The organism is Brevundimonas intermedia (assembly GCF_004614235.1).
GTDB lineage: Bacteria > Pseudomonadota > Alphaproteobacteria > Caulobacterales > Caulobacteraceae > Brevundimonas > Brevundimonas intermedia_A.
Window position 1 is genome coordinate 363,012 of sequence record NZ_SPVH01000002.1, and the last position, 22,428, is coordinate 385,439.

Sequence of the window (22,428 nt, forward strand, 5' to 3'; positions counted from 1 at the left end):
ATTCCTTCTCCCCTCGGGGGAGAAGGTGGGCACGAAGGGCTCGGATGAGGGGGCTCTGTCGGCCCCACTGACGGCAAGAGCGGATCTGCGTCTGGCAGCCCCCTCATCCGTCTCGCTCCGCGAGCCACCTTCTCCCCCGAGGGGAGAAGGCTGATGGAAGTCGCCGTCATCGCCTACGGCGCCGGCAACGTCGCCTCGGTCCAGTTCGCGCTGGAGCGGCTGGGCGCGACCGTGCGCTTGACCGACGACCCCGCTGTGATTGCCGAGGCCGAAAGGGTCATCCTGCCCGGCGTCGGCGCGGCCGGTTACGCCATGAGCCGCCTGACCGAACTGGGTCTGGTCGAACCGATCCGCGCCTTTTCACGCCCCCTGCTGGGCGTCTGCCTGGGCCAGCAACTGCTGTTCGGGCGCAGCGAGGAGGGCGAGGGCGAGGGCGTCGATCTGCTGGACCTGATCCCCGGCACGGTGACCCGGCTCGAACCGGCGGGCGACCTGCCGGTGCCGCACATGGGCTGGAGCCGCCTGACCCGCGACCGGGACGACCCGCTGCTGGAAGGCGTCGCCGACGGCGCCTACGCCTATTTCGTCCATGGCTTCGTCTGTCCCGACGGCCCGGCGACCCTGGCCCGCGCCGACTATGGCGGGGTCGTTCCGGCCATGGTGCGATCCGCCAACCGCTGGGGCTGCCAGTTCCACCCCGAACGCTCGGCCGAGGCCGGGGCGACCATCCTCAAGAACTTTCTGGGCCTGTCATGCTGATATATCCCGCCATCGACCTGAAGGGCGGCGTCTGCGTGCGTCTGATGCACGGCAAGTTCGACCAGGTGACGCAATATGACGAACAGCCGGCCGCCCGGCTGACCGCCTTCACGACCGAGGGCGCGCAGTGGATCCACATCGTCGATCTGGACGGCGCAGAGGCGGGCGAGGCGCGTCAGCACGGCCTGATCGGCGAACTGACCCAGGCCATCGACGTCAAGATCCAGTCGGGCGGCGGGGTGCGCGGGGCCAACGACGTGGCCAAACTGCTGGACGCGGGCGTGTCGCGCGTCGTGGTCGGCTCCCTGGCGGTGACCCAGCCCAACGATGTGGCCGCCTGGCTCAAGGGCTTTGGCGTCGAACGCATCACCCTGGCCCTGGACGTCAAGATCGAGGACGGCGTGCCCGTCCCCGCCCTGAAGGGCTGGACCCAGTCGTCGGGCGTCACCCTGTGGGAGGCGCTGGATCGTTATCCCAAGGGGACGGCCAAGCATCTGCTGGTGACGGACGTCGGCCGCGACGGCGCAATGACCGGACCGAATCTGGATCTGCTGGCGGAAATCCGTCAGCGCCGTCCCGACCTAGTGCTCCAGGCCTCGGGCGGGGTCTCGTCTCTGGAAGACATCGCGGCGGTAAAGGCTCTGGGCTGTCACGGGGTCATCGTCGGCCGCGCCCTTTACGAAGGCCGCTTCACCCTGCCCGAAGCCATCGCGACGGCTAAACGGTCGTGACAGCGCGGCGGATCATCCCCTGCCTGGACGTCAAGGACGGCCGGGTGGTCAAGGGCGTGAAGTTCGTCGGCCATACCGACATGGGCGACGCGGCGGAACTGGCCGCCCGATACCGCGATGCGGGCGCCGACGAACTGGTATTCTACGACATCACCGCCAGCCCCGAAGGGCGGACGCTGGACTATGGCTGGATCAAGGACATCGCCCGGCTGCTGGACATCCCCTTCTGCGTCGCCGGCGGCATCCGCAGCGTGGATCAGGCGGCCCGCTGCCTGGATCACGGCGCGGACAAGGTCTCGATCAACTCCCCCGCCCTGGAACGCCCCGAGCTGATCGCCGACATGGCCGCACGACTGGGCAGCCAGTGCGTCGTCGTCGGCGTCGATAGCCGTCTGGAGGACGGCGAATGGGTGGTCCACAAATACACCGGCGACCCCGACGCCCGTCGCCACGCCGGCAAGCGCACCCTGGACTGGCTGGACGAGGCGCAGAACCTGGGCGCCGGCGAAATCGTGCTGAACTGCATTGACCAGGACGGGGTGCGCAAAGGCTATGACATCGCACAACTGTCTGCCGCTCGCGCGCGCCTGACCATCCCCCTGATCGCCTCGGGCGGCGCCGGCGCGCCTGAGCATTTCAGGGACGTGTTCGAACAGGCCGACGTTTCCGGCGCGCTGGCCGCCAGCGTCTTTCACACCGGCGCGATAGCCATCCCCGACTTGAAACGATACCTGGCCGACCAAGGCCTGGAGATGCGGATATGATCCTCGACCCCAACACCATCGATTTCGAAAAAGGGAATGGCCTTGTCCCCGTGGTGGTGCAGGACGCCGCCACGCTTCAGGTCCTGACCCTGGCCTATATGGACCGCGCCGCCCTGGACGAGACCCTCGCGTCCAAGGAAGCCACCTTCTTCTCCCGCTCGCGCGGCGGGCGGTGGAGGAAGGGCGAGACCTCGGGGGACCGGCTATATGTCGTGGGCATAACGCCCGACTGCGACAACGACGCTCTGGTCCTGTCGGTCCGGCCTGTCGGCAACGCCTGCCACCTGAACCGGACCAGCTGCTTCGGCGACGCCGATGCGCCAGGCGTGGGCCGCATCGCTCGGCTGGAACAGACCATCGCCGTGCGCGCCGCCGCCGACCCGTCCGAAAGCTGGACCGCCAAACTGATCGCCCAAGGCCCCAAACGCATCGCCCAAAAGGTCGGTGAAGAAGGCGTAGAGACGGCTCTCGCCGGCGTTGCAGGCCCTGACGAGGAACTCGCCAGCGAGGCTGCGGATTTGATCTATCACCTGCTCGTTCTTCTCCATGCCCGTAACATGGTGTTTCAGGACGTGCTGGACGTGTTGGCCTCACGCGCGGAAGCGGCCAAAGACAGCGGCTAGGCCGTAAAGGCGTGCGTCCCGACAAATGGGACAGTCGAGGGAAATTCTATGGCGGCTCTCATTCTGTTCGGCGGCGGCGGCGATCTGGCGATGCGCATGCTGCTGCCGTCGCTGTATTTCCTCGAACACGACGGCCTGCTGCCTGAAGGACTGAAGATCATCGGCGCCGCCCGTTCGGAAGAAAGCGCCGACGACTATATCGCCAAGGTGCATGAGGCCGTGAAAGCCCGCGCCGAGGCCGACCAGGCCTGGGACGAAACCAGCTGGTCCAGGATGAAGGCCCGCCTGGACTATCTGGCCGTGGACGCCACCTCGCCCGACAGCCTCAAGCCCCTGAAGGACAAGGTCGGCGACGGCGAGGTCACGTCGTTCCTGGCCGTCTCCCCCTCGCTCTACGCCCGCATCGTCACGGCGATGAAGGCGGCGGGTCTGGCGGACAAGAACTGCCGCATCGTGCTGGAGAAGCCGGTCGGGCGCGACCTGAAGTCCTTCCTGGAGATCGACGACGCCGTGGCCCACGCCTTCAGCGAAGACCAGGTGTTCCGTATCGACCATTATCTGGGCAAGGAGACGGTCCAGAACCTGATCGCCCTGCGCTTCGGCAATACGATCTTCGAGCCGCTGTGGAACAACCTGTCGATCGATCACGTCCAGATCACGATCGGCGAGACGGTGGGGGTCGGCGATCGCTGGCCCTACTATGACGAATACGGCGCCCTGCGCGACATGCTGCAGAACCACATGCTGCAGCTGCTGTGTCTGGTGGCGATGGAGCCACCCAGCGATCTGGACCCGGATTCGGTGCGTAACGAGAAGGTCAAGGTGCTGCGCTCCCTGCGTCCCGTCACGGTGGACGAGGCCGAGCGCGTCACCGTGCGCGGCCAGTATGTGGCGGGCGTCTCAGAGGGCAAACCGGCCAAGGGCTATGACGAGGAACGGGGAGCCGAGTCCGACACCGAAACCTTCGTCGCCGTACGCGCCGACATCGACAACTGGCGCTGGGCCGGCGTGCCCTTCTTCATGCGGACCGGAAAGCGCTTGCCGGAGAAGCGCACCGAGATCGTCATCCAGTTCAAGCCGCTGCCCCACTCGATCTTCGACCGTGACGACCGGGGCGAGGTTCAGGCCAACCGCATGGTCATCGAGCTTCAGCCCGAGGAAGACATCTCGCTGACGGTGATGAACAAGCGCCCCGGCCTGGATCGGCGCATGCAGCTTCAACCGATCAAGATGAGCCTGTCGTGGGGCGTCCCAAATTCGGGGGACGGCAAGTCCGCCGCTCCGCCCCGCCGCCGCATCGCCTATGAGCGGCTGCTGCTGGATGCGATGGCCGGAGACTCGACGCTATTCGTGCGCCGCGACGAGGCCGAGCAGGCCTGGAAATGGGTGGACGAGGTGTCCGAAGCCTGGGCCGAATCCGGCTTGAAGCCCGACGAATACGTCGCCGGCACCTGGGGCCCCGACAGCGCCGACATGCTGATGATGCGAACCGGCCGCGACTGGAACACGACCGATGTCTGAGCCCCGCCCCGTCGAAACCTTCCCCACCGTCGAGACCTGGGCCGAGGCCATCGCCGCCCGCCTGTCCGAGACCCTGGGTGCCGCCGTCCGCGAGAACGGCCGCGCCCTGTTCGCCGGTCCGGGCGGTTCGACGCCCGCGCCGGTCTATCGCCGTCTCGCCGCGACCGACCTGGACTGGTCCAAGATCGCCGCGACCCTGGTGGACGAGCGCTATGTCCCCGAGACCTCGCCGGAATCGAACGCCCGCCTGATCCGTGACGTGCTGTTGCAGGACAAAGCGGCGGCCGCGCGCTTCATCCCCCTCTATACGCCCGAGGTCACGGTGGACCGTGCGGGCATCGTGGCGGCCAAGGCTCTGGCCGATGCGGGCGGGCGTTTCGATGCGGTCCTTCTCGGCATGGGGGAGGATGGCCATATCTGTTCCATGTTCCCCAACAGCCCGACGCTGAAGACCCTGCTGACGCCGACGCTGAAGCCGACGGTTCTGGGCGTGCCCCACGGCCGCGACGGCGCGGCGCCGACGATCGAGCGCCTGTCGATCAACCTGGCCTATCTGATGTCGGCCGGCCGGGTGATCCTGGGCTTGAAGGGCGCCGTCAAGCGTCGCATCTTCGAGGAACAGGCCCAGGGCGATCCCAGGATTCAGCCCATCGCAGCCCTGATCGCCGCCGGTGTCCCCCTCGAAGTTCTGTACACGGAAGCCAGCTGACATGGCCCTGCACCCCACGGTCGCCGCGGTCACCGCCCGCATCGTCGAGAAAAGCCGCGAGACCCGCGCCGACTACATCCGTCGCATGGACGCCGCGCGCGACAGCGGGACCGGCCGCGCCAAGCTGAGCTGCGCCAACTGGGCCCACGCCTTCGCCGGCCAGACCATCGCCGACAAGCTGACGGCCATGGACGGGTCCAAGCCCAATCTGGGCATCGTCACCGCCTATAACGACATGCTCTCAGCCCACCAGCCGTTCGAACGCTTCCCCGACGTGGTGCGCAAGGCCGTGCGCGAGGTCGGGGCCACGGCCCAGGTCGCCGGCGGCACGCCCGCCATGTGCGACGGCGTCACCCAGGGACGTCCGGGTATGGAGCTGTCGCTGTTCAGCCGCGACGTCATCGCCATGTCCACCGGCGTGGCCCTGACGCACGACGCCTTCGACGCCGCCCTGATGCTGGGCGTCTGCGACAAGATCGTCCCCGGCCTATTCATGGGGGCCCTGGCCTTCGGTCATCTGCCGGTCGTCTTCGCCCCCGCCGGGCCGATGCCGTCGGGCATTCCGAATGCGGAGAAAGCCCGCGTCCGCGCCGAATACGCCCAGAACCGCGTCGATCGACAAACCCTGCTGGAAAGCGAGATCGGCAGCTATCACTCGCCCGGCACCTGCACCTTCTATGGCACGGCCAACTCCAACCAGATGATGATGGAGCTGGGCGGGCTGCACATGCCGTCCACCGCCTTCGTCCATCCCGACACCGGCCTGCGCGATGCCCTGACGGCGGCGGCGGCCAGGCGGGCGGTCCAACTGGCCCGCAGCGGCGAGTGCCGCATGGCCGACGTCATCAGCGAGAAGTCCATCGTCAACATGATCGTGGCCCTGCTGGCCACCGGCGGTTCGACCAACCACGCCATCCACCTGGTCGCCATGGCGCGGGCGGCGGGCGTGCTGATCGACTGGACCGACATGGACGAACTGTCGTCGGTCACGCCGCTGCTGGCGCGGGTCTATCCCAACGGCTCGGCCGACGTGAACGCCTTCCAGGCCGCCGGCGGCGTCGCCTTCATCGCGCGTGAACTGGCCAAGGCCGGCAATATCCACAGCGACGTGACCACCATCATGGGTCAGGGAATCGAGGCCTATTTCCAGGAACCGTCGATGGTGGACGGCGAACTGGTCTGGCGCGACGGCGTCTCGGAAAGCCTCGATCTCGACATCCTGCGCCCCGCCTCAAACCCCTTCGACAAGGAGGGCGGTCTGCGGCTCGTCCAAGGCGACCTGGGCCGCGCGGTCATCAAGATCTCGGCGGTCAAACCCGAAAACCGCATCGTCGAGGCCCCCGCCGCCGTGTTCGAGACCCAGGAGGACGCGCTCCAAGCCTTCCGGGACGGCAAACTGTTCCGCGACGTCGTCGTGGTCCTGCGCTTCCAGGGACCCAAGGCGAACGGCATGCCCGAACTGCACAGCCTGTCTCCCGCCCTGTCGGTCATTCAGGACAAGGGGTTCAAGGTCGCCTTCGTCACCGACGGCCGCATGTCGGGCGCCAGCGGCAAGACCCCGGCCGCCATCCACGTCTCGCCCGAGGCCCTGGCCGGCGGCCCCCTGGCCCATGTGCAGGACGGCGACATCATCCGCCTGGACGCCGAGGCCGGGGTCCTGACCACGGTCGGGATCGCCGACCTGACCGCCCGTCCCCTCGCCGCCCGTTCCGCCGCCAACGCCGAGGGATCATCCTGGGGCTATGGCCGCGAACTGTTCGGCGCCTTCCGCCATGTGGTCACCACGGCCGAACAGGGGGCGACCGTCTGTTTCGCCGTCCCGACCGGTTCACGCGGAAGCGATGACACGCCGCCCAACCCCAACTTCGTCGACCGGACAGTGGACGCCTGATCCACCGAACCGAGCGCAGGAAACGCCTGAAATGAATGACAAGACCCTTCTCGTCGGCGATGTCGGCGGCACGAATGCCCGCTTCGCCGTGGCCCGCATGGTCGATGGAAAGCCCGTGCTGGATCACCACGAGAGCTTTCCCGCCGAGACCTATCCGACCTTCCTGGAAGGCGTCGCCGCCTTCGTGGACGGCTGCGAGGTCAAGCCGACGGGCGGCGTGATCGCCGTGGCCGGCCCCGTCACCGACGGCGCCATCGACCTGACCAACTCGCCCTGGGCGGTGTCCGAGACCGAGCTTCAGACCCTGGGCCTGAAGCCGGTCAAGCTGATCAACGATTTCGAGGCCCTGGCCTGGGGCGCGCCCATCGTGCCGGAAGACCAGCTGGAAAGCCTGGGCGGACCGGTGGACGGCGATCCCCACTCCACCGTGGCCGTATTGGGGCCCGGCACCGGCTTCGGCGTCGCCGCCCTCGTGCGCGACGCCTACGGCAAGGAAATGGCCATGCCGTCCGAGGGCGGCCACGCCTGTTTTCCGCCCGGCGATCCGGTCGAGGACGAAATCCTGCGCATCCTGCGTCGTCGCTATGACCGGGTGTCCATCGAGCGCCTGATCTGCGGTCCCGGCCTGCTGAACATGCACAGGGCGTTGGCCGAGATCGACGGCCGCGAGACCCATATCGACGACCCGGCCCAGATCACCGAGACGGCGATGGCGGACCCGAACAGCCCGTGCGGCGCGACCCTGGCCCGCTTCTGCGCCATCCTGGGCGCCGTGGCCGGCGACATCGCCCTGACGACCGGGGCGCGCGGCGGCGTCTATATCGCCGGCGGCATCGTCCCGCGCATTCTGCCCTTCATCAAGGCCAGTCCCTTCCGCCAGCGGTTCGAACGCAAGGGCCGGTTCAAGGACTATATGACCGATATTCCGACCAAGGTGATCATGCACAAGCACGCCGCCCTGCTGGGCGCGGCGCGCGTCGCCTTCGCCCAGTCCGAAGACTGAAAAACTCGGGCGATCACGAAAATCTCACGGCGGCGTGAACCGAACCGGCGCCTTGGCGTTTTTGAGTTTCCACCTAGGAGAGGAAACTCAAATGAAAAAGTTCGCCATCGCCGCCGCTTCGGTCTTCATGCTCGCCGGCGTCGCCGCCTGCGGTGAAAGCGCCGCCGACAAGGCCGCTGAAAAGCAAGCCGACGCCATCGAAGCGACGGGTGAAGCCCGCGCCGATCAGCTGGAAGCCCAAGCCGCTGCGACCTCGAACGAGGCCCAGGAAACGGCTCTGAATGCTCAGGCCGATCAGGTCGAGAAGAACGCCGACCGCAAGGCCGACATGGTCGAGCAGCAAGCCGGCAATGCCGACGGCGGCATGACCACCAACAACACGCCTTCGACCCAGTAAGATTTGGCGACCCAGTAAATCCGTTTACGGATGGATCAGCCCCCATCGTTCGCGACGGGGGCTTTTTCGTGCGTGATGGGTCAGTCGATGCAGAGGGTCGGGCCGGCCTTGCCGTCTTCGACCGGGGTGTTGCAGCCGAAGCGGTCGCTGGTGGCCTGACAGACGCCAGCCGTCGCCGCGCCCGGCGCGACGCCGCTGTTGCCCTCGATGCGGCAGTCGCCCTGGCATTGATCGCCGTCGGTGCAGCGCTTGCCGGCGTCGGCGTAAGAGATCACGCACTGCCAGGACTGCATCCGGCCGACCTGTTTCATCGTGCCGCCGCGCGTGGCGCAGGCCGAGGCCTCGGCGCTCTGCATGGGGGCGTCGGAGCCGGCGCTCGTCGTGGTCTGAGGCGAGCAGGCGGCGGCCAGCAGGGCGACGGCGGCGATGAGGGAAACGCGGATCATGAGATCTGTCCTTTGGTGAAACCTGACCAGACGTCGTCGTAGTCGAGCTGCATCTGCGGTGATTCGGACGCCCATTTCGTGACGCGGATCGGCATGCGCGTCTCGAACATGAAGGCCAGGGTGTTTTCGATCTTGTGCGGCTTCAGCTCCGCCTTGACCGCGCCGTCATAGCTGGCCTGATCGGGACCATGGCCGCTCATCCGGTTGTGCAGGGACGCGCCGCCCGGTGCGAAGCCGCCGGCCTTGGCGTCATAGGCGCCGGTCACCAGCCCCATGAACTCGCTCATGACGTTGCGGTGGAACCAGGGCGGTCGGAACGTATGCTCAGCCACCATCCAGCGTGGCGGGAAAATGACGAAGTCGATATTGGCCGTGCCCGGCGTCTCGGACGGGCTGGTCAGGACGGTGAAGATCGACGGATCGGGGTGGTCGTAGCTGACGGTGTTGATCGTGTTGAACCGCGCCGTGTCATAGCGGCAGGGCGCCAGATTGCCATGCCAGGCGACCACGTCCAGAGGGCTGTGGTCGAAGGTCGTGGCCCACAGACGGCCGCCGTATTTCTGGACGCACTGGGTGGGGCGATCCACGTCCTCGAACGCCGCAACCGGGGTTTCGAAGTCGCGCGGATTGGCCAGGCCGTTTGACCCGATGGGACCAAGGTCCGGCAGGCGGAACGGACTGCCGTAGTTTTCGCAGACATAGCCGCGAACGGGCCCGTCGACCTCGACGCGGAACCGGACGCCGCGCGGGATCAGTACGACATGGCCTGGCCCGGCCTCGATCACCCCCATCTCGGTGACGAACCGATGGGCGCCCTGTTGCGGCACGATCAGCAGCTCGCCGTCGGCATCGTAGAAGACGCGGTCGGTCATCGAGCGGTTGGCGACATACAGGTGGATGCCCGCGCCTGCGCCCGCGTCGGGTTCGCCATTTCCGCCATAGCTCACCAGGCCCTCGACCCAGTCGGTCGGGGTCTCGGGCACGGGCAGAGGGTCCCAGCGCATCCGGTTGGGATTGGGCGGGGTCTCGTCGAACGGCCCCGAGCGGACGCGGCCCTGGTCGAAGGCCACATAGGGGCCGTGCTGGGCCGAGGGGCGCAGGCGATACAGCCAGCTGCGGCGGTTCTCGGCGCGCGGGGCGGTGAAGGCCGTGCCGGACAGCTGTTCGGCATACAGGCCCATCGGCGTCTTCTGCGGCGAGTTCTGGCCTACGGGCAGGGCGCCGGGCGCGGCCTCGGTCGCGAAATGATTGCCGAAGCCGGTCAAATAGGCGGGCGCGTTGGATCGCGTCATGTCGTGTCTCCCTATGGCGTCGGTTTAGCCGTCCCTTGGACCAGCGTCACCCTTTTGCGGCGAGGCAACAGCTTGGCCGTTCGCGCGTTGACAGCCGCCAGGGAGCTGCACCGCCATGACCTATCTGACCCGCGCCGTCTTCGGCTTCGCCAGTCTTCTGCTGCTGCTTTCCGCCATGGCCCTGATCGGGTTTGGCGTGAAGGATGCGGTGGAAGGGATCGGCCGACCGGATCAGTCCGGGGCCGACGCCGTGCTGGACATGCTGGGCTATGTCATCGTCGCCATCGCCGTGTTCGATGTGGCCAAATACATCTTCGAGGATGAGGTGCGGCGCGGCAATGAGCGGCGCAGCGCCGCCGAGGCCCGGCGCAGCCTGACGAAGTTCCTGTCCACCATCGTCATCGCCCTGTTCCTGGAGGCGCTGGTGGTGGTGTTCAAGACGGCGCGCGAGGACGTCGCCCTGCTGCTCTATCCCTCCGCCCTGCTGATCGCCGCCGTCCTGGTGCTGGTCGGCCTGGGCGCCTTCCAGCGTTTCTCGGCCACGGTCGAGGAGAAGGTCGGCGACGACGACGAGGCGGAAGAGCGCAAGGACGAGGTCAAGCGCAAGGCGGGAGCCGCCCGAAAACCCTAGGCCTGTTTCGGCAGGAAGGGCGAAAAGGTGATGACGGTGAAGGTGTCGCGGACATGCGGCCGCGTCTGCACCTGTTTGGTCACGAAGGTCCCAATGTCGGCGTCGCGCGGCAGGTTGAACTTGGCCAGCAGGTCGTGCTGGCCCGAGGTCGAATAGACCTCCGAGACGTTCTCGACATTGTCGACGATATCGGCCGCTACCTCGTTGGCGTAGCCCAGCTCGCATTTGATGAAGACGAAGATGGCGGTCATCATGGCGGATCAGTCCTCTGGTTCGAGGGCGTTCGTAGAGCATGATCGTTTCTGGTGGAACCGCTGCGCGGTTCCGACAGAAGCGTGAATCATGCTCTCGCTTAAAATTGGGGCGGATCAAGACGTGCCGGGTAAGCCGCAAGACACAGACGCCGTGCTGGAGGCGCAATACAACAACCGCGCCCTGGCCCCCGACCACCCCGCCGTCATGGCGCGCTGGAAGGCGGGATCGAAGGCTGCTCGCGCCACCCATCCGCCCGAAATCCTGCACTACGGTCCCGGCGAACGCGAAGGGATCGACTGGTTCGACGCAGGGACAGGTGCGCCGGTCGTGGTCTTCATCCACGGCGGATATTGGCAAGCGCTGGACGCTGGCTGGTTCAGCTTCGTCGCCCCGCCCCTGCTGGCTCACGGCGTCAGCGTCGCCATCCCGACCTACGACCTGGCGCCGACCGTGCGGCTGGGCCGGATCGTCGACCAGATGCGCGTCGCCGTCGATCTGATCCATGACCGCACCGGCGCTCGCCCTGTTGTCAGCGGCCATTCGGCGGGCGGGCATATGGCGGCCTGCCTGTTGGCGGACGGTCGCGCCTCGGCCGCCGTCTCCATCTCGGGCGTGTTCGACCTGGAGCCGCTGATCCCGACCTCGCTGAACGCCGCCCTAGACCTGAGCCCGACCGAGGCGCGCGCGCTGTCGCCGATCCACTGGGTCCCGTCCGCCGGCGCCATTTTAAACTGCATCGTGGGCGGCGACGAAAGCGACGCCTTCCTTCAGCAAAGCCGCGACATGGCCGGGCATTGGGGCGCTCTAGGCGCGGAAACACGCTTCGAGGCCCTGCCGGCTCTCAACCATTTCACGGTGCTGGATCCATTGTTCGATGCGGACAGCCCGATGGTCGAACGGCTGGCCGCCTTGGCGCACGCGCGCGCCGCATGCTGACGGCGAACCCGTGGACGAAGCCGTTCCCGCCCTCCACAATATCGCATGTCCAGATACGCGCCGATCCTAATCCTCGTTTGCGCCCTCGCCTTGGCGGGGTGCGTGGTCAAGACATACCCGATGCTGACGACGTTGAGCCCCGCCGACGCGGGCGCGATGACCTGCAGCCAGCTTCACGGCCAGCGTCTGGTCGCCGAGGACACGGCGCAGCAGATCGCCCATATCGCGCAAGGCGGGCGGGCGAGGTTCTCGCAGCGGCCCGTCCTCTATTCGACGGCCAGACCCGACGCTGAACGCGGGGCCCAGGCTCGGCTGTCGGTGGTCGAGGCCGCCCTGCTGGCCCAGGGATGCGGGCCGGACGGCGGTCGATCAGGCGGCTCCTGACACCGGTGAAACAATAAGTTCCGCCCTGCCCCGCGAAAGCGCTGCGCGGCGCTTTCGCATTTCGCGTCGGCTGGGATAAGCAGGGGATCAGGGCCGGGACGACCGGTCGTTGCAACACACGATCCCGGCCCGCGCCGGGACAGGCGGAGACAGACCATGGCCCACGATCGCGTCAGCGTGCTTCAGGCGCTGGAGACCCAAGGCGTCTGCCCGGTCTTCTATCACCCCGACGCCGAGGTCAGCCTGAACGTCATTCGCGCCTGTGCGCGCGGCGGGGCGCCGGTGGTCGAGTTCACCAATCGCGGCGACTTCGCCTGCGACCTGTTCGGCGAGATCAATCGCGAACTGATCAGGACCGACCCGGACGTCGTCCTGGGCATCGGTTCGGTCGTCGATGCAGGCACGGCGTCGCTTTACCTGAACCGCGGCGCGCGCTTCGTGGTCAGCCCCTGCCTGATCCCCGACGTGGCCAAGGTCTGCAACCGTCGCATGGTGGCCTATTTCCCCGGCTGCGGCTCGGTGACCGACATCGGAGAGGCGCACGAACTGGGCTGCGACATCGTCAAACTGTTCCCCGGTTCGGCGGTCGGCGGCCCGGACTTCGTCAAGGCGGTCAAGGGACCGATGCCCTGGGTCAAGATCATGCCGACGGGCGGCGTCGATCCGGACGAGGCCTCCATCGCTAAATGGTTCGGCGCCGGCATCGTGGCGGCGGGCATGGGCTCCAAGCTGGTGACGGACGAGGCCGTCAAGTCGGGCGACTGGGCCGCCATCGAGGCCAAGGTCCGCGCGACCGTGGACGCCGTCGCGGCGTTCCGGGCGTCCAAGAAAGGCTGATCCGTCAGGCCGTCAGCGGGACGGTCCTTGGTCCCGCTGACGATCGTTGCGTTCGCCGTGAACTATGGCGCGGCGGGCGTCGCCCTTGCGTTGCAGGATCGGCGTCAGGGCCTTGCGCTCATCGGGCGTCAGCGTGCCCAGAACAGCGACGGCGCCGTTTTCCAGCCTCGTGCGGCCGCGCATCTCGGCGGCCCTGGATTGTTCGAGCAGCGTCTGAACACGAGCCGCGTCCAGCGTCGGTTGGCCTGCGACGTCGATGGCCTCGCGCCGCGCCGCCCGCGCCGCCTCGAAATCGGGACGCGCCGCCAGGGCGGATTCCCGCAGGGCCGTGCGCACGCGGTCTCGAACGGCGGGGTCCAGATCGGCCAGAACCTCGGCCAACGGACCTTCGCGACCGGGACGCCTCTGATCCTCGATCTTGCGTTCGATCCTGTCGCGATTGACCACATAGGTGACGGTGCCCGCGACCGCGAACACGTTCAGCGCCACCGAGACGGCCAGGGCGATCTTCAGGGTCTTCGACGTCATCCCAGAACCTCGGTGTCGTCCACGCCGGTCAGCGAGGATTGATAGAGCACCGCATCGGCCCGCGCGTCGGCGCTCAGATGTGTCGTCAGACCGACGCCGGCGACCACGCCCGCACAGGCGGCGGCCGCCCAGCCCGCCCCCAGATACCAGACCGCACGGCCCAGCCGGCCACGCGCCTTGCGTTTGGGCGCATCGGCCAGAATGCGCGCGGTCAGGGCGGCGGACGGAACCGGCGCCGGCGCGGCGTTCAGCAGCCCGTCCAGCGTCGCCGCCTCGTCCAGCACCGCCTTCAGCGACGGATCGGCCGCGAGCAGGCTTTCGGCGAAGGCGCGCTCGGACGCGGGCCACCGACGCAGGTCGGCGCCGTAGGCGTCCGCCAGTTCGTGCAACCGTTCCGCCTTCATCGTCCGTCTCCTCTACCCGCCCTCGGCGACCCGGCCGGAGCCATGTCCGAAAGGGCCTGACGCAATGCGCGACGACCGCGCGACAACAAACTCTCCAGCGCCTCGACGCTGATCTCCATCAGGGCGGCCGCCTCGATATTGGACAGCTCCTGATAATGGCACAGGACGATGGCCTCGCGCTGACGGTCCGGCAGCCGTTTCAGCGCCGCATCGACCCGCACGCCTGTCTCGGCCGCCAGCAGCCCCCGATCCGGCGCCGGTCCCTCGTCGGGGCGATCCGGCGGCGTGTCGGTCGGGATTTCGCGCCGTCGTCTCAGCCGATCGTAGCAGAGGTTCAGCGCGACCCGGTGCAGCCAGGTGTCGAACCTGGCCTTGCCGGGCGCCCATTTGGGCGCCTGTCGCCAGGCCTTGAGCATGGCTTCCTGGGCCACGTCCTCGGCCTCGGCCGCGTCGCCCAGCATCCGCTGGGCCAAGGCCAGAATACGCGGCAGCTTGCGCGCGACGAGCGTCTGCGCCGCCGCCGGGTCGCCCTGACCCACCCGGCGCACCAGATCCTCGTCGGGGTCGACGATCGCGACCAAACCTGCCTCTTTCGCTGCTGACGAAAAGGACCGGTTCGTTCATGACGGCCGACCCCGACACCGTTCTTACTCCGAAGCCGGGGCGGGGGAAGCCGGTTGTTGCGCCGGACGGGCTGCGCGGCGTTCCGCACGCTGGGCCTGACGCTCCGCACGATGGGCGGTCATGGCGGTGCGGCGCTCGTCGGCCGAGATGACGCCGTCGCGGTTGGCGTCCATCTTGTCGAAACGCTCGCCCAGCTTGGCGGCGACGTCTGAGATCACCACCGGACCGCGTTCGCGGCCGGGGCCACGCCCTTCGACGCCCGGACGACCGGGACCGCGCATGGCGTGGCGCGCACCGCCGCGATGACCCTCACGATTGCCTGCGCGTTCGGCGCGCGGGCCGCGATCAGGGCGCGCGGCATGGCCGGCGTCGAACTCGGCGCGGCTGATGGAGCCGTCGGCGTTGGCGTCCAACTTGGCGAAGCGGGCGTCGGCGCGCTCGGCCTGGCGGGCCTGCATGCCGGCCTGACGTTCCTCGACGCTGACCGTGCCGTCGCGGTTCGCATCCAGCGCGGTCAGGCGAGCCACGCGCGTATCGACGTACTCGGCGCGCGTCATCTGACGGTTCGCTTCGCCGCGCGCCTGATACGGAGCGGCTGCGCCAGCGGGGGGAACCTGTGCGGTCGCCACGCCGGCGACGGCGGCCAGCGCGATGACGCTCAGGCCGGTCAGAAAGGTCTTTCTCATCTCGATCATCTCCATGGACCGCGTGACGCGACCCTTTGACATTGCCCTGTCAGGAGATTGAACGCGGCGTCTCCGAATCTCCGTCGCGGCCCGCAGGAACGGCGCGCTCGAAGGCCTTGCGCGCCCGCGCCCGCAGGTCGGTCAGCTCGGTCTTCAGGGTCTCGAAGTCCGGCGCGCCCGCCGCCTCGGCCAGACGCAACTGGAAGACGGACGGCTCGGCCTCGGGATCAACCCGCCCCTCGAAAGCGGCGGCCAGCAGATGAGCCAGCCTCTGTTGCACCCGCCAGGCTTCCGCCAGGACCGGGTCGTCGTGCAGGGCCTCCAGCGTCGACAGCGTCAGGGGCTCGCCGATGGCGGCGGCCTGAAGCTGGCGGAACTGGGCCGCGAACTCGGCGTCCACCTGGCCGCCGGGCGACAGTTTCAAATCCCAGAAGCCGTGGGGGCGACGTTCGCGATCCATCAACGCCCGCATCTTCCGGACATCGGCGGCGATATCGACGCCGGGGCGCGGGCGGCGCAGGGCGGCCTCGATGGCGGCGGACACCTGGGCGCCGAACTTCGCATCGCTGGCCCAAACGACGCGGGCGCGGGTCAGGACCATAAACTCCCAGGTCTCGGCCTCACGGGCATAATAGGCATCGAAGGCCTTCAGCCGCACCGAGACCGGCCCCTTGGAGCCGGTGGGGCGCAGCCGCATGTCGACCTCGTACAGGCCGCCCTCGGCTGTATGCGCCGACAGGGCCGCGATCAGCCGCTGGGTGAAGCGGGCGTAGAAGACGTCGGCGCTCCAGCCCTTGATCGCGGACACGGCCTCCGGCGGCGCCTCGTACAGGGTCATCAGGTCCAGGTCGGACCCAGCCGTCATCTCGCGCGAGCCGGCCTTGCCCAGGGCCACCACCGCCACCGCGCCGGGCAAGGCGCCGCCCAGCCGTTCCGTCTCGGCCAGGGCCGCCGGCGACAGGGTCAGCATGGCGGCGTCGGCCAGGGCCGCATAGGCGCGACCGGCGGCTTCAGGCCCCGCGCGTCCGGTCATGGCGTGGATGCCGATGCGGAACATCTGTTCGCGGTGCAGGCGGCGCACGGCGTTCATGGCGCCCTCGAAATCCTCGGTCTCGCCGGCTTCGCGCAGGATCTGTTCGGTCAGGCCGGTCTCGGCGGACAGGTCGGCCAGGAAACGGGCGTCCAACACCCCGTCCAAAGCCGCCGGTTGCCGCCCCAGGGTCCGGGCCAGGCGCGGCGCAAAGGCCATGACGCCCAGCACCATCTCGAACAATTTGGGCTGGTTCAGGAACAGGGCCTGGACCTGAACCCCCGCCGCCAGGCCGGAAAAGAAGGTGGCGAAACGGCGAAACGCGTCGTCCGGCGCGCCGGAGCGGGCCAGGGCCTCCAGCAGGCGCGGGGCCAGGCGGGTGAACAGTTCACGCCCCCGCGCCGTCCGCGTCGCGGGGATGCGGCCGTGGTGCCAGGATCGGATGGTGTCGGCGACGGACGGGGCCTCGGAAAAGCCCATGCGTCGCAGGGTCTCCAGCGTCTCGGGATCGTTCTCGACACCGGTGAAGACCAGGCTGCCATAGCTGGAGTCCAGATCCTCGCCGCCCTCGAACAGCTCGCCGTAGCGGGTGTTGACCCGGATCAGCAGGGCCTCGACATGGGCGTCAAAGGCCGCCAGATCGCCGGAACCGGCCAGCGCGGAACCGGCAAGGGCGGCGACGGCGGCGCGGCGTTCGCGGTCCTCGGGCAGGCGATGGGTCTGCTCGTCGTCGAGCATCTGCACCCGATGCTCCAGCCCGCGCAGTTCGACATAGGCGGCCGACAGTTCCTCGGCGACCGCCTGGGGGATGTGGTCGGCGTCGGCCAGCGCCTTCAGCGCCTCCAGCGTGCGTTGCTTGCGCAAGCCCGGATCGCGCCCGCCCAGGATCAGCTGCTGGGTCTGGGCGTAAAATTCGATCTCGCGGATGCCGCCGCGCCCCAGCTTCAGATTGGCTCCAGCGGCGTGCAGCCCCTCGCCCGTCTTGTGAACGTGGATCTGTTTCTTGATCGACTGGATGTCGAGCACAGCGGCGTAGTCCAGACTGCGCCGCCAGATGAAGGGGATCATGGCCTTCAGGAACCGGCCCGCCGCCCGCATGTCGCCCAGCACCGGCCGCGCCTTGATGAAGGCCGCACGCTCCCAGTTCTGGCCGACGCTCTCATAATAGGCCAGAGCCATCGGCCCGGCGACCACCGGCGGGGTCGAGGACGGGTCGGGCCGCAGCCGCAGGTCTACGCGGAAGACGTAGCCGTCGGCCGTCCGCTCGGTCAGCAGGGTGGCGATCCCCTTGCCGACGCGATTGGCGAAGTCCTGCATCTCCTCGCCCTCGCGCAGGGCCAGAACCATCAGGCGCGGCTCGAAGAAGAGGGAGATGTCGATGTCGGAGGAATAGTTCAGCTCATTGGCGCCGTGCTTGCCCATGGCCAGGCCGAAAAGGCCGGGAATCGGGCCGCGCGGATCGCCGGGCGGCGAGACCAGCCGACCGCGCGCCCTCTGTTCGGCGGCGACGGCGCGCAGGGCGGCGCGGCACGAGGCGTCGGCGAACTTCGACAGGGCGTCGGTGACCTGATCCAGATCCCAGACGCCGCCGAGATCGGCCAGGGCGGTCAGCAGATGCAGGTCGGCCTTCAGCACCCGCAGCGGGGCGCGAACCTCGTCCGGCTCGGCGTCCAGCGCATCGGTGTCGCGGATGATCCGGGCGAGGCTGGCGGCGGGATCCTGTTCCAGCAGGCGACGCAGATGGGCGGGGCGGCGACGCATCAGTCCGGCGAGATAGGGAGAGGCGCCAGAAACGGGAGCCAAAGCGGGCCAGGCGGCGTCCAGGACAGCGCGCCAGCCGTCGGCGTCGGCGGCCTCGACCAAGCTTTCCAGCAGGCGGTCGGCGGCGACGGCGCTGGCCACAGGACCGGCGGGGCGGAGGGACTGAAACAGGGGCTGGGACTTGGACTCGGCCATTCAAATCTTCCGCTCATCCCCGCGAAAGCGGGGACCCAGTGCTTTCGCTCGGCACAGCCGTTGGACCACGATCCAAGACACAGCCACAAGCCCGAGCGCCGAAAGAACTAGGTCCCCGCTTTCGCGGGGATGAGCGGAAAATGATGAAATCAGGTCGAGGATGAAGCCGGCGGCAACACCAAGGCCACCCGCAGCCCCGGCCCGAAGTCGCCATACGCCCCCGGGCCTTCGTCCAGCACCACTCGGCCGCCATGGGCCTCGGCCACCGCCGTCACCAGCGATAGGCCTAGGCCCGAGCCGGGCTCGGTGCGGCTGTTGTCCAGGCGCACGAAACGCTGGACCACCCGCTCGCGGTCCTCCTCGGGCACGCCCGGACCGGTGTCGGTGACGGAGTATTCGATCTCGCCCGACGACCGCCGCCGCGCCCGCAGCTTCACCGCCCCGCCCGCCGGGGTGTATTTGATGGCGTTGTCGATCAGATTGGCCAGGGCCTGGGCCAGGAAGGGCTGGTTGCCCTCGATCATCAGGCCGAGCTCGACCTCGGACGAGAAGTCGATCTCCTTGTCCTCGGCCGCCGGTTCGTACAGTTCGGCCATGTCGGCGGCGAGGTCGGCGGCGTCCATCAGCTTGGGATCCGGCGCCCCGCCCGCCTGCAGACGCGCGATGGCCAAAACGGTGTTGAAGGTCTTCAGCAGATGATCGGCCTCGTCCAGGGCGATGCCCAGGGCCTCCACCCCGTCGATCTTGCCCGCCTCGGCGTCGATCAGCGCCACCTCCAGCTTGGCCCGCATCCGTGTCAGGGGCGAGCGCAGATCATGCGCGATGGCGTCGCCGGCGTGGCGGATGGAGGACATCGACGCCTCCAGCCGGTCCAGCATGGTGTTCAGCCCCTGGCCCAGCTCGTCCAGTTCGTCGCCAGTGTGGCGGATGGGCGCGCGGACCTTGAGATCGCCCTCCTGCACCGCCTGCACGACGCGGTTCAGACCGGCCATCGACTGTTCCACCCGCCGGCTGATGTAGAGACCACCCGCCAGGCCCAGCAGCATCACCAGCGCCATGGCGCCCCACAGGGCCTGGGTCAGGCGGGCCAGGTATTCCTCGATGTCGCCGATGTCTTGACCGACGAACAGATGCTCGCCCCCCGACAGGGTGGTGATCACCCCGATGGAGCGCCGACGCTGGACCTTGCCCTGCGCATCCGTGTCGGTCAGGCGGAAGGTCTCCCAGTCGCTGGCGCCGGCGGGCAGGCTGAGGTCGATGTCGATCGGCGATTCGGTGATGTTGCCGGTGATCGTCTTTCCGGCCGTATCGGTCAGCAGATACAGATACGGCCCGCCCCGGATCGACCGCTCGACCAGCGCCTGGTTCAGGGCGTCGATACCGCGCGTGCGATGGATCGCCGTCAGGGCACCCAGCTCAATCTCCACGTCCGCCTTGGCCCGCCCCTGGGCCTCGGACGCCGAGGCGAAATAGACATAGGCCAGGATCGCCCCTGCCGCCGCCACGAACAGCGCCAGGAACAGCAGCGTCAGCCGAAAGGGCGTGCGGCGAAGAAGGGAGGGAAGGCGCACTAAAATCCTCCCCCGTTCACGGGGGAGGGGGACCACGAAGTGGTGGAGGGGGCGGGGTCAGCGCCGGTGTCTGGGGTCGCCCCCTCCACCGCCGTGCCAGCGGTCCCCCTCCCCCGCGTTGCGGGGGAGGATCTCAAGTCAAGCCTCCAACCGATACCCCGCCCCGCGCACGGTCTGCAGCATCGCGCGGTCGAAGCCCTTGTCGATCTTGGAGCGCAAGCGACTGATGTGGACGTCGATGACGTTGGTTTGGGGGTCGAAATGATATTCCCAGACCTTCTCCAGCAGCATGGTGCGCGTCACTGACTGGCCGGCGTGGCGCATCAGGAATTCCAGCAGCTGGAACTCGCGCGGTTGAAGATCGATCTCGGCCGCGCCGCGATGGACGGTGCGCGCGATCAGGTTCATTTCCAGGTCGCCCACCTTCAGCACAGTCTGGACCCCGCCGGTCTCGCGACGGCGCGCCAGGGCCTCGACCCGCGCGATCAGTTCGGCGAAGGCGTAGGGTTTGACTAGATAGTCGTCGGCCCCGGCCTTCAGGCCCGTGACCCGGTCCTCGACCTCGCCCAGGGCCGACAGGAACAGGACCGGCGTCTGATCGCCGCCCTTGCGCACCGTCTCGACCATGCCGACGCCGTCCAGACGCGGCATCATCCGGTCCACCACATAGACGTCGTAGCCGCCCTTCTGCGACTCCAGCAGTCCAAAGGCGCCGTCCACGGCGTGGGTCACCTCATGTCCGGCTTCGGACAGGCCCCGTACCATGGCGGTCGCCGCCTCGGCGTCATCCTCGACCACAAGAATCCGCATCGAAACCCCTCCCGGAATCAAAATCGCCGCCGATGGTAGCGCATCGGCGGCGATAGGGTGAGTTAAGGCTTGGTCAGAATGCCGATCATTCGCCGGTAGCGAAACGCAGGGGCACTGGGCTGGTGCCCTGGGGCGTGCGGACGAACAGCAGAATGCTGGGTCGGCCCGCCTGTTTCGCCGCCGCCACCGCCGCGCGCAGATCAGCGGCGGAGGTGATGTTGCGGTCATTCGCGCGGGTGATGACGAAGCCCGGCTGGAAGCCGAGACGCGCCGCAGCCGACTCCTGCTCCACATTGGTGATGACCACGCCGGTCACACTGTCGGGAATGCTGAACCGCGAGCGGGCGGCAGGCGTGATGGCGGTGACGCCGAGGCCTTCGATGGTTTCGCCCTGGCCGGGCTGAGCCTGACCCGGAACCTCAGAACCGCCGCCCTCTTCACCCGCGTTCAGTTCCTCTTCCGACGGACGCGTACCCGAACGGACGTTGAGGGTCTGACGGCGGCCGTCGCGGATCACTTCCAGGCGGATGGTGTCGCCCGGCTTGGCCGACCCGACCCGACGCGTGGCTTCTTGGCTGTTGGCCACGGCCTCGCCGTTGACGCCGACCAGCAGGTCACCGATCTGAACGCCCGCACGTGCAGCAGGACCGCCGTCGGTCACGCTCTCGATCAGGGCGCCCTTGAACTCCTTGGGCTGACCCAGGGCTTCCCAACCGTCGGGGCTGAGGGTCCGCAGGCCCAGGCCGACATAGCCGCGCTCAATCGACTGACCGCGCATCAGACGTTCGGTGATCGTCTTGGCCGTATCCGCCGGAATGGCGAAGCCGATGCCGACCGATCCGCCGGTGGGCGAATAGATGGCCGAGTTCACGCCGATGACGCGGCCGTGGATGTCGAAGGTCGGGCCGCCCGAGTTGCCCCGGTTGATGGCGGCGTCGATCTGGATGTAGTCGTTGTAGCCCGACGGATCGATGTCGCGCGCCTTGGCCGAGACGATGCCGGCCGTGGCGGTGCCGCCCAGGCCGAAGGGGTTGCCGATGGCGATGACCCAGTCGCCGACGCGGGGCTCTGCCGTCTCTTCGAAGCTGACATACTTGAAGTCATTGCCCTCGACCTTGATCACGGCGAGGTCGGTGCCGGGATCGCGGCCGATCAGGCGGGCCGGCAGTTCGCGGCCGTCCGACATCTTGACCTTGATCTCGGTAGCGTCGGCGACGACGTGGTTGTTGGTGACGATGAAGCCGTCCTGGGAAATGAAGAAGCCCGAACCGGCGCCCTGGGTCGTCTGCGGCTCGTCACCGCCCGGACCGCCACGGCCCTGCGGCGGCACGAACTGGAACGGCAGGCCGGGGATGGTGAAGGCGCCGCCCTGGGGCTGGTCGACCTTGACCGTCACGTCGATCTGCACGACGGCGGGCGAGACCTGATCGAAGATGGTCGCGAAACTGCTGGGCGCGCCCGGCGGGGGCGTGAAGCTGTCGCCGTTGGCCGGAACCGGGGTGATCCGGTTGACCGCCTGCGGCTCCGCATGCGCGCCGGGCCAGTTGATGACGCCGCCGGCGGTCGCCGCCGCCGCCAGGGTCAGGCCGGCCGCGGCCCCGAGAATGAACTCCTTGCGCTTCAGCATCGTGTCCTTGCGA

At 68.2% G+C, this 22,428-nt stretch carries 24 protein-coding genes; 13 read left to right on the forward strand and 11 right to left on the reverse strand.

Annotated elements, in window-relative coordinates; translation table 11 throughout:
* Positions 1 to 153: 153 nt before the first annotated feature.
* The 9 genes from hisH to EGY25_RS03595 all read left to right on the forward strand — a co-directional run bounded on the left by hisH (position 154) and on the right by EGY25_RS03595 (position 8,398).
* Positions 154 to 759, forward strand: a complete 606-nt coding sequence (hisH, locus tag EGY25_RS03555) for an imidazole glycerol phosphate synthase subunit HisH (RefSeq protein ID WP_209307963.1) — start codon at positions 154 to 156, stop codon at positions 757 to 759.
* Positions 753 to 1,490 (forward strand): 1-(5-phosphoribosyl)-5-[(5-phosphoribosylamino)methylideneamino]imidazole-4-carboxamide isomerase, encoded by a 738-nt coding sequence (gene hisA / locus EGY25_RS03560; RefSeq protein ID WP_135193675.1) that lies wholly within the window; start codon positions 753 to 755, stop codon positions 1,488 to 1,490. Before hisH ends, hisA begins: the two co-directional genes overlap by 7 nt.
* Positions 1,487 to 2,254: an imidazole glycerol phosphate synthase subunit HisF gene (hisF, locus tag EGY25_RS03565; protein ID WP_135193676.1), complete on the forward strand. Its 768-nt coding sequence runs from the start codon at positions 1,487 to 1,489 to the stop codon at positions 2,252 to 2,254. The genes hisA and hisF overlap by 4 nt, the downstream gene beginning before the upstream one ends.
* Positions 2,251 to 2,877 (forward strand): bifunctional phosphoribosyl-AMP cyclohydrolase/phosphoribosyl-ATP diphosphatase HisIE, encoded by a 627-nt coding sequence (gene hisIE / locus EGY25_RS03570; RefSeq protein WP_135193677.1) that lies wholly within the window; start codon positions 2,251 to 2,253, stop codon positions 2,875 to 2,877. The genes hisF and hisIE overlap by 4 nt, the downstream gene beginning before the upstream one ends.
* Positions 2,878 to 2,925: 48 nt before the next feature.
* Positions 2,926 to 4,398: a glucose-6-phosphate dehydrogenase gene (zwf, locus tag EGY25_RS03575; protein ID WP_135193678.1), complete on the forward strand. Its 1,473-nt coding sequence runs from the start codon at positions 2,926 to 2,928 to the stop codon at positions 4,396 to 4,398.
* Positions 4,391 to 5,107, forward strand: coding sequence for a 6-phosphogluconolactonase (pgl, locus tag EGY25_RS03580; RefSeq protein ID WP_135193679.1), 717 nt, complete (start codon positions 4,391 to 4,393; stop codon positions 5,105 to 5,107). Before zwf ends, pgl begins: the two co-directional genes overlap by 8 nt.
* Position 5,108: 1 nt before the next feature.
* Positions 5,109 to 6,998, forward strand: a complete 1,890-nt coding sequence (edd, locus tag EGY25_RS03585; protein ID WP_135193680.1) for a phosphogluconate dehydratase — start codon at positions 5,109 to 5,111, stop codon at positions 6,996 to 6,998.
* Between the two features lie 31 nt (positions 6,999 to 7,029).
* Positions 7,030 to 8,001, forward strand: a complete 972-nt coding sequence (glk, locus tag EGY25_RS03590) for a glucokinase (RefSeq protein WP_135193681.1) — start codon at positions 7,030 to 7,032, stop codon at positions 7,999 to 8,001.
* Positions 8,002 to 8,092: 91 nt separating this feature from the next.
* Positions 8,093 to 8,398 carry a hypothetical protein gene (locus EGY25_RS03595; protein ID WP_135193682.1) on the forward strand — a complete coding sequence of 102 codons (306 nt, stop codon included), beginning with the start codon at positions 8,093 to 8,095 and terminating at the stop codon, positions 8,396 to 8,398.
* 80 nt (positions 8,399 to 8,478) lie between these two features.
* On the opposite strand, the gene EGY25_RS03600 is transcribed toward EGY25_RS03595, so the two are convergent.
* On the reverse strand, positions 8,479 to 8,844 hold the full coding sequence (locus EGY25_RS03600; protein WP_135193683.1) for a hypothetical protein: 366 nt from the start codon (positions 8,842 to 8,844) through the stop codon (positions 8,479 to 8,481).
* Entirely contained in the window at positions 8,841 to 10,136 is a 1,296-nt protein-coding gene (gene hmgA / locus EGY25_RS03605; protein WP_209307964.1) for a homogentisate 1,2-dioxygenase, read from the reverse strand. Before hmgA ends, EGY25_RS03600 begins: the two co-directional genes overlap by 4 nt.
* A 115-nt stretch (positions 10,137 to 10,251) precedes the next feature.
* On the opposite strand from hmgA, the gene EGY25_RS03610 reads away from it, so the two are divergent.
* Positions 10,252 to 10,767 carry a GNAT family acetyltransferase gene (locus EGY25_RS03610; RefSeq protein ID WP_135193684.1) on the forward strand — a complete coding sequence of 172 codons (516 nt, stop codon included), beginning with the start codon at positions 10,252 to 10,254 and terminating at the stop codon, positions 10,765 to 10,767.
* Here EGY25_RS03610 and EGY25_RS03615 read toward each other — a convergent pair.
* Positions 10,764 to 11,021 carry an Lrp/AsnC ligand binding domain-containing protein gene (locus EGY25_RS03615; protein WP_135193685.1) on the reverse strand — a complete coding sequence of 86 codons (258 nt, stop codon included), beginning with the start codon at positions 11,019 to 11,021 and terminating at the stop codon, positions 10,764 to 10,766. The genes EGY25_RS03610 and EGY25_RS03615 overlap by 4 nt on opposite strands.
* 88 nt (positions 11,022 to 11,109) lie before the next feature.
* Between EGY25_RS03615 and EGY25_RS03620 the strand changes: the two genes are divergently transcribed.
* From EGY25_RS03620 to EGY25_RS03630, 3 genes are all read left to right on the forward strand, one after another.
* Positions 11,110 to 11,958 (forward strand): alpha/beta hydrolase, encoded by an 849-nt coding sequence (locus tag EGY25_RS03620; RefSeq protein ID WP_135193686.1) that lies wholly within the window; start codon positions 11,110 to 11,112, stop codon positions 11,956 to 11,958.
* Positions 11,959 to 12,078: 120 nt separating this feature from the next.
* Positions 12,079 to 12,342, forward strand: coding sequence for a hypothetical protein (locus EGY25_RS03625; protein ID WP_135193687.1), 264 nt, complete (start codon positions 12,079 to 12,081; stop codon positions 12,340 to 12,342).
* A 156-nt stretch (positions 12,343 to 12,498) separates the two neighbouring features.
* On the forward strand, positions 12,499 to 13,179 hold the full coding sequence (locus tag EGY25_RS03630) for a bifunctional 4-hydroxy-2-oxoglutarate aldolase/2-dehydro-3-deoxy-phosphogluconate aldolase (RefSeq protein ID WP_135193688.1): 681 nt from the start codon (positions 12,499 to 12,501) through the stop codon (positions 13,177 to 13,179).
* A 12-nt stretch (positions 13,180 to 13,191) separates the two neighbouring features.
* On the opposite strand, the gene EGY25_RS03635 is transcribed toward EGY25_RS03630, so the two are convergent.
* The 8 genes from EGY25_RS03635 to EGY25_RS03670 form a co-directional block, all read right to left on the reverse strand.
* A complete protein-coding gene (locus EGY25_RS03635) occupies positions 13,192 to 13,707 on the reverse strand; it encodes a periplasmic heavy metal sensor (protein WP_135193689.1) in 516 nt (171 codons plus the stop codon).
* Positions 13,704 to 14,111, reverse strand: a complete 408-nt coding sequence (locus EGY25_RS03640; protein WP_135193690.1) for a hypothetical protein — start codon at positions 14,109 to 14,111, stop codon at positions 13,704 to 13,706. Before EGY25_RS03640 ends, EGY25_RS03635 begins: the two co-directional genes overlap by 4 nt.
* On the reverse strand, positions 14,108 to 14,692 hold the full coding sequence (locus EGY25_RS03645) for an RNA polymerase sigma factor (RefSeq protein ID WP_135193691.1): 585 nt from the start codon (positions 14,690 to 14,692) through the stop codon (positions 14,108 to 14,110). The genes EGY25_RS03640 and EGY25_RS03645 overlap by 4 nt, the downstream gene beginning before the upstream one ends.
* Before the next feature lie 66 nt (positions 14,693 to 14,758).
* A complete protein-coding gene (locus EGY25_RS03650) occupies positions 14,759 to 15,421 on the reverse strand; it encodes an EF-hand domain-containing protein (protein WP_209307965.1) in 663 nt (220 codons plus the stop codon).
* A gap of 49 nt (positions 15,422 to 15,470) precedes the next feature.
* A complete protein-coding gene (locus EGY25_RS03655) occupies positions 15,471 to 18,407 on the reverse strand; it encodes a bifunctional [glutamine synthetase] adenylyltransferase/[glutamine synthetase]-adenylyl-L-tyrosine phosphorylase (protein WP_135193692.1) in 2,937 nt (978 codons plus the stop codon).
* 149 nt (positions 18,408 to 18,556) lie between these two features.
* Positions 18,557 to 19,978, reverse strand: a complete 1,422-nt coding sequence (locus tag EGY25_RS03660) for a sensor histidine kinase (protein WP_135193693.1) — start codon at positions 19,976 to 19,978, stop codon at positions 18,557 to 18,559.
* Between the two features lie 138 nt (positions 19,979 to 20,116).
* Entirely contained in the window at positions 20,117 to 20,788 is a 672-nt protein-coding gene (locus EGY25_RS03665; RefSeq protein WP_066623947.1) for a response regulator transcription factor, read from the reverse strand.
* 85 nt (positions 20,789 to 20,873) lie between these two features.
* Positions 20,874 to 22,415 carry a Do family serine endopeptidase gene (locus tag EGY25_RS03670; RefSeq protein WP_135193694.1) on the reverse strand — a complete coding sequence of 514 codons (1,542 nt, stop codon included), beginning with the start codon at positions 22,413 to 22,415 and terminating at the stop codon, positions 20,874 to 20,876.
* Positions 22,416 to 22,428 lie beyond the last annotated feature (13 nt).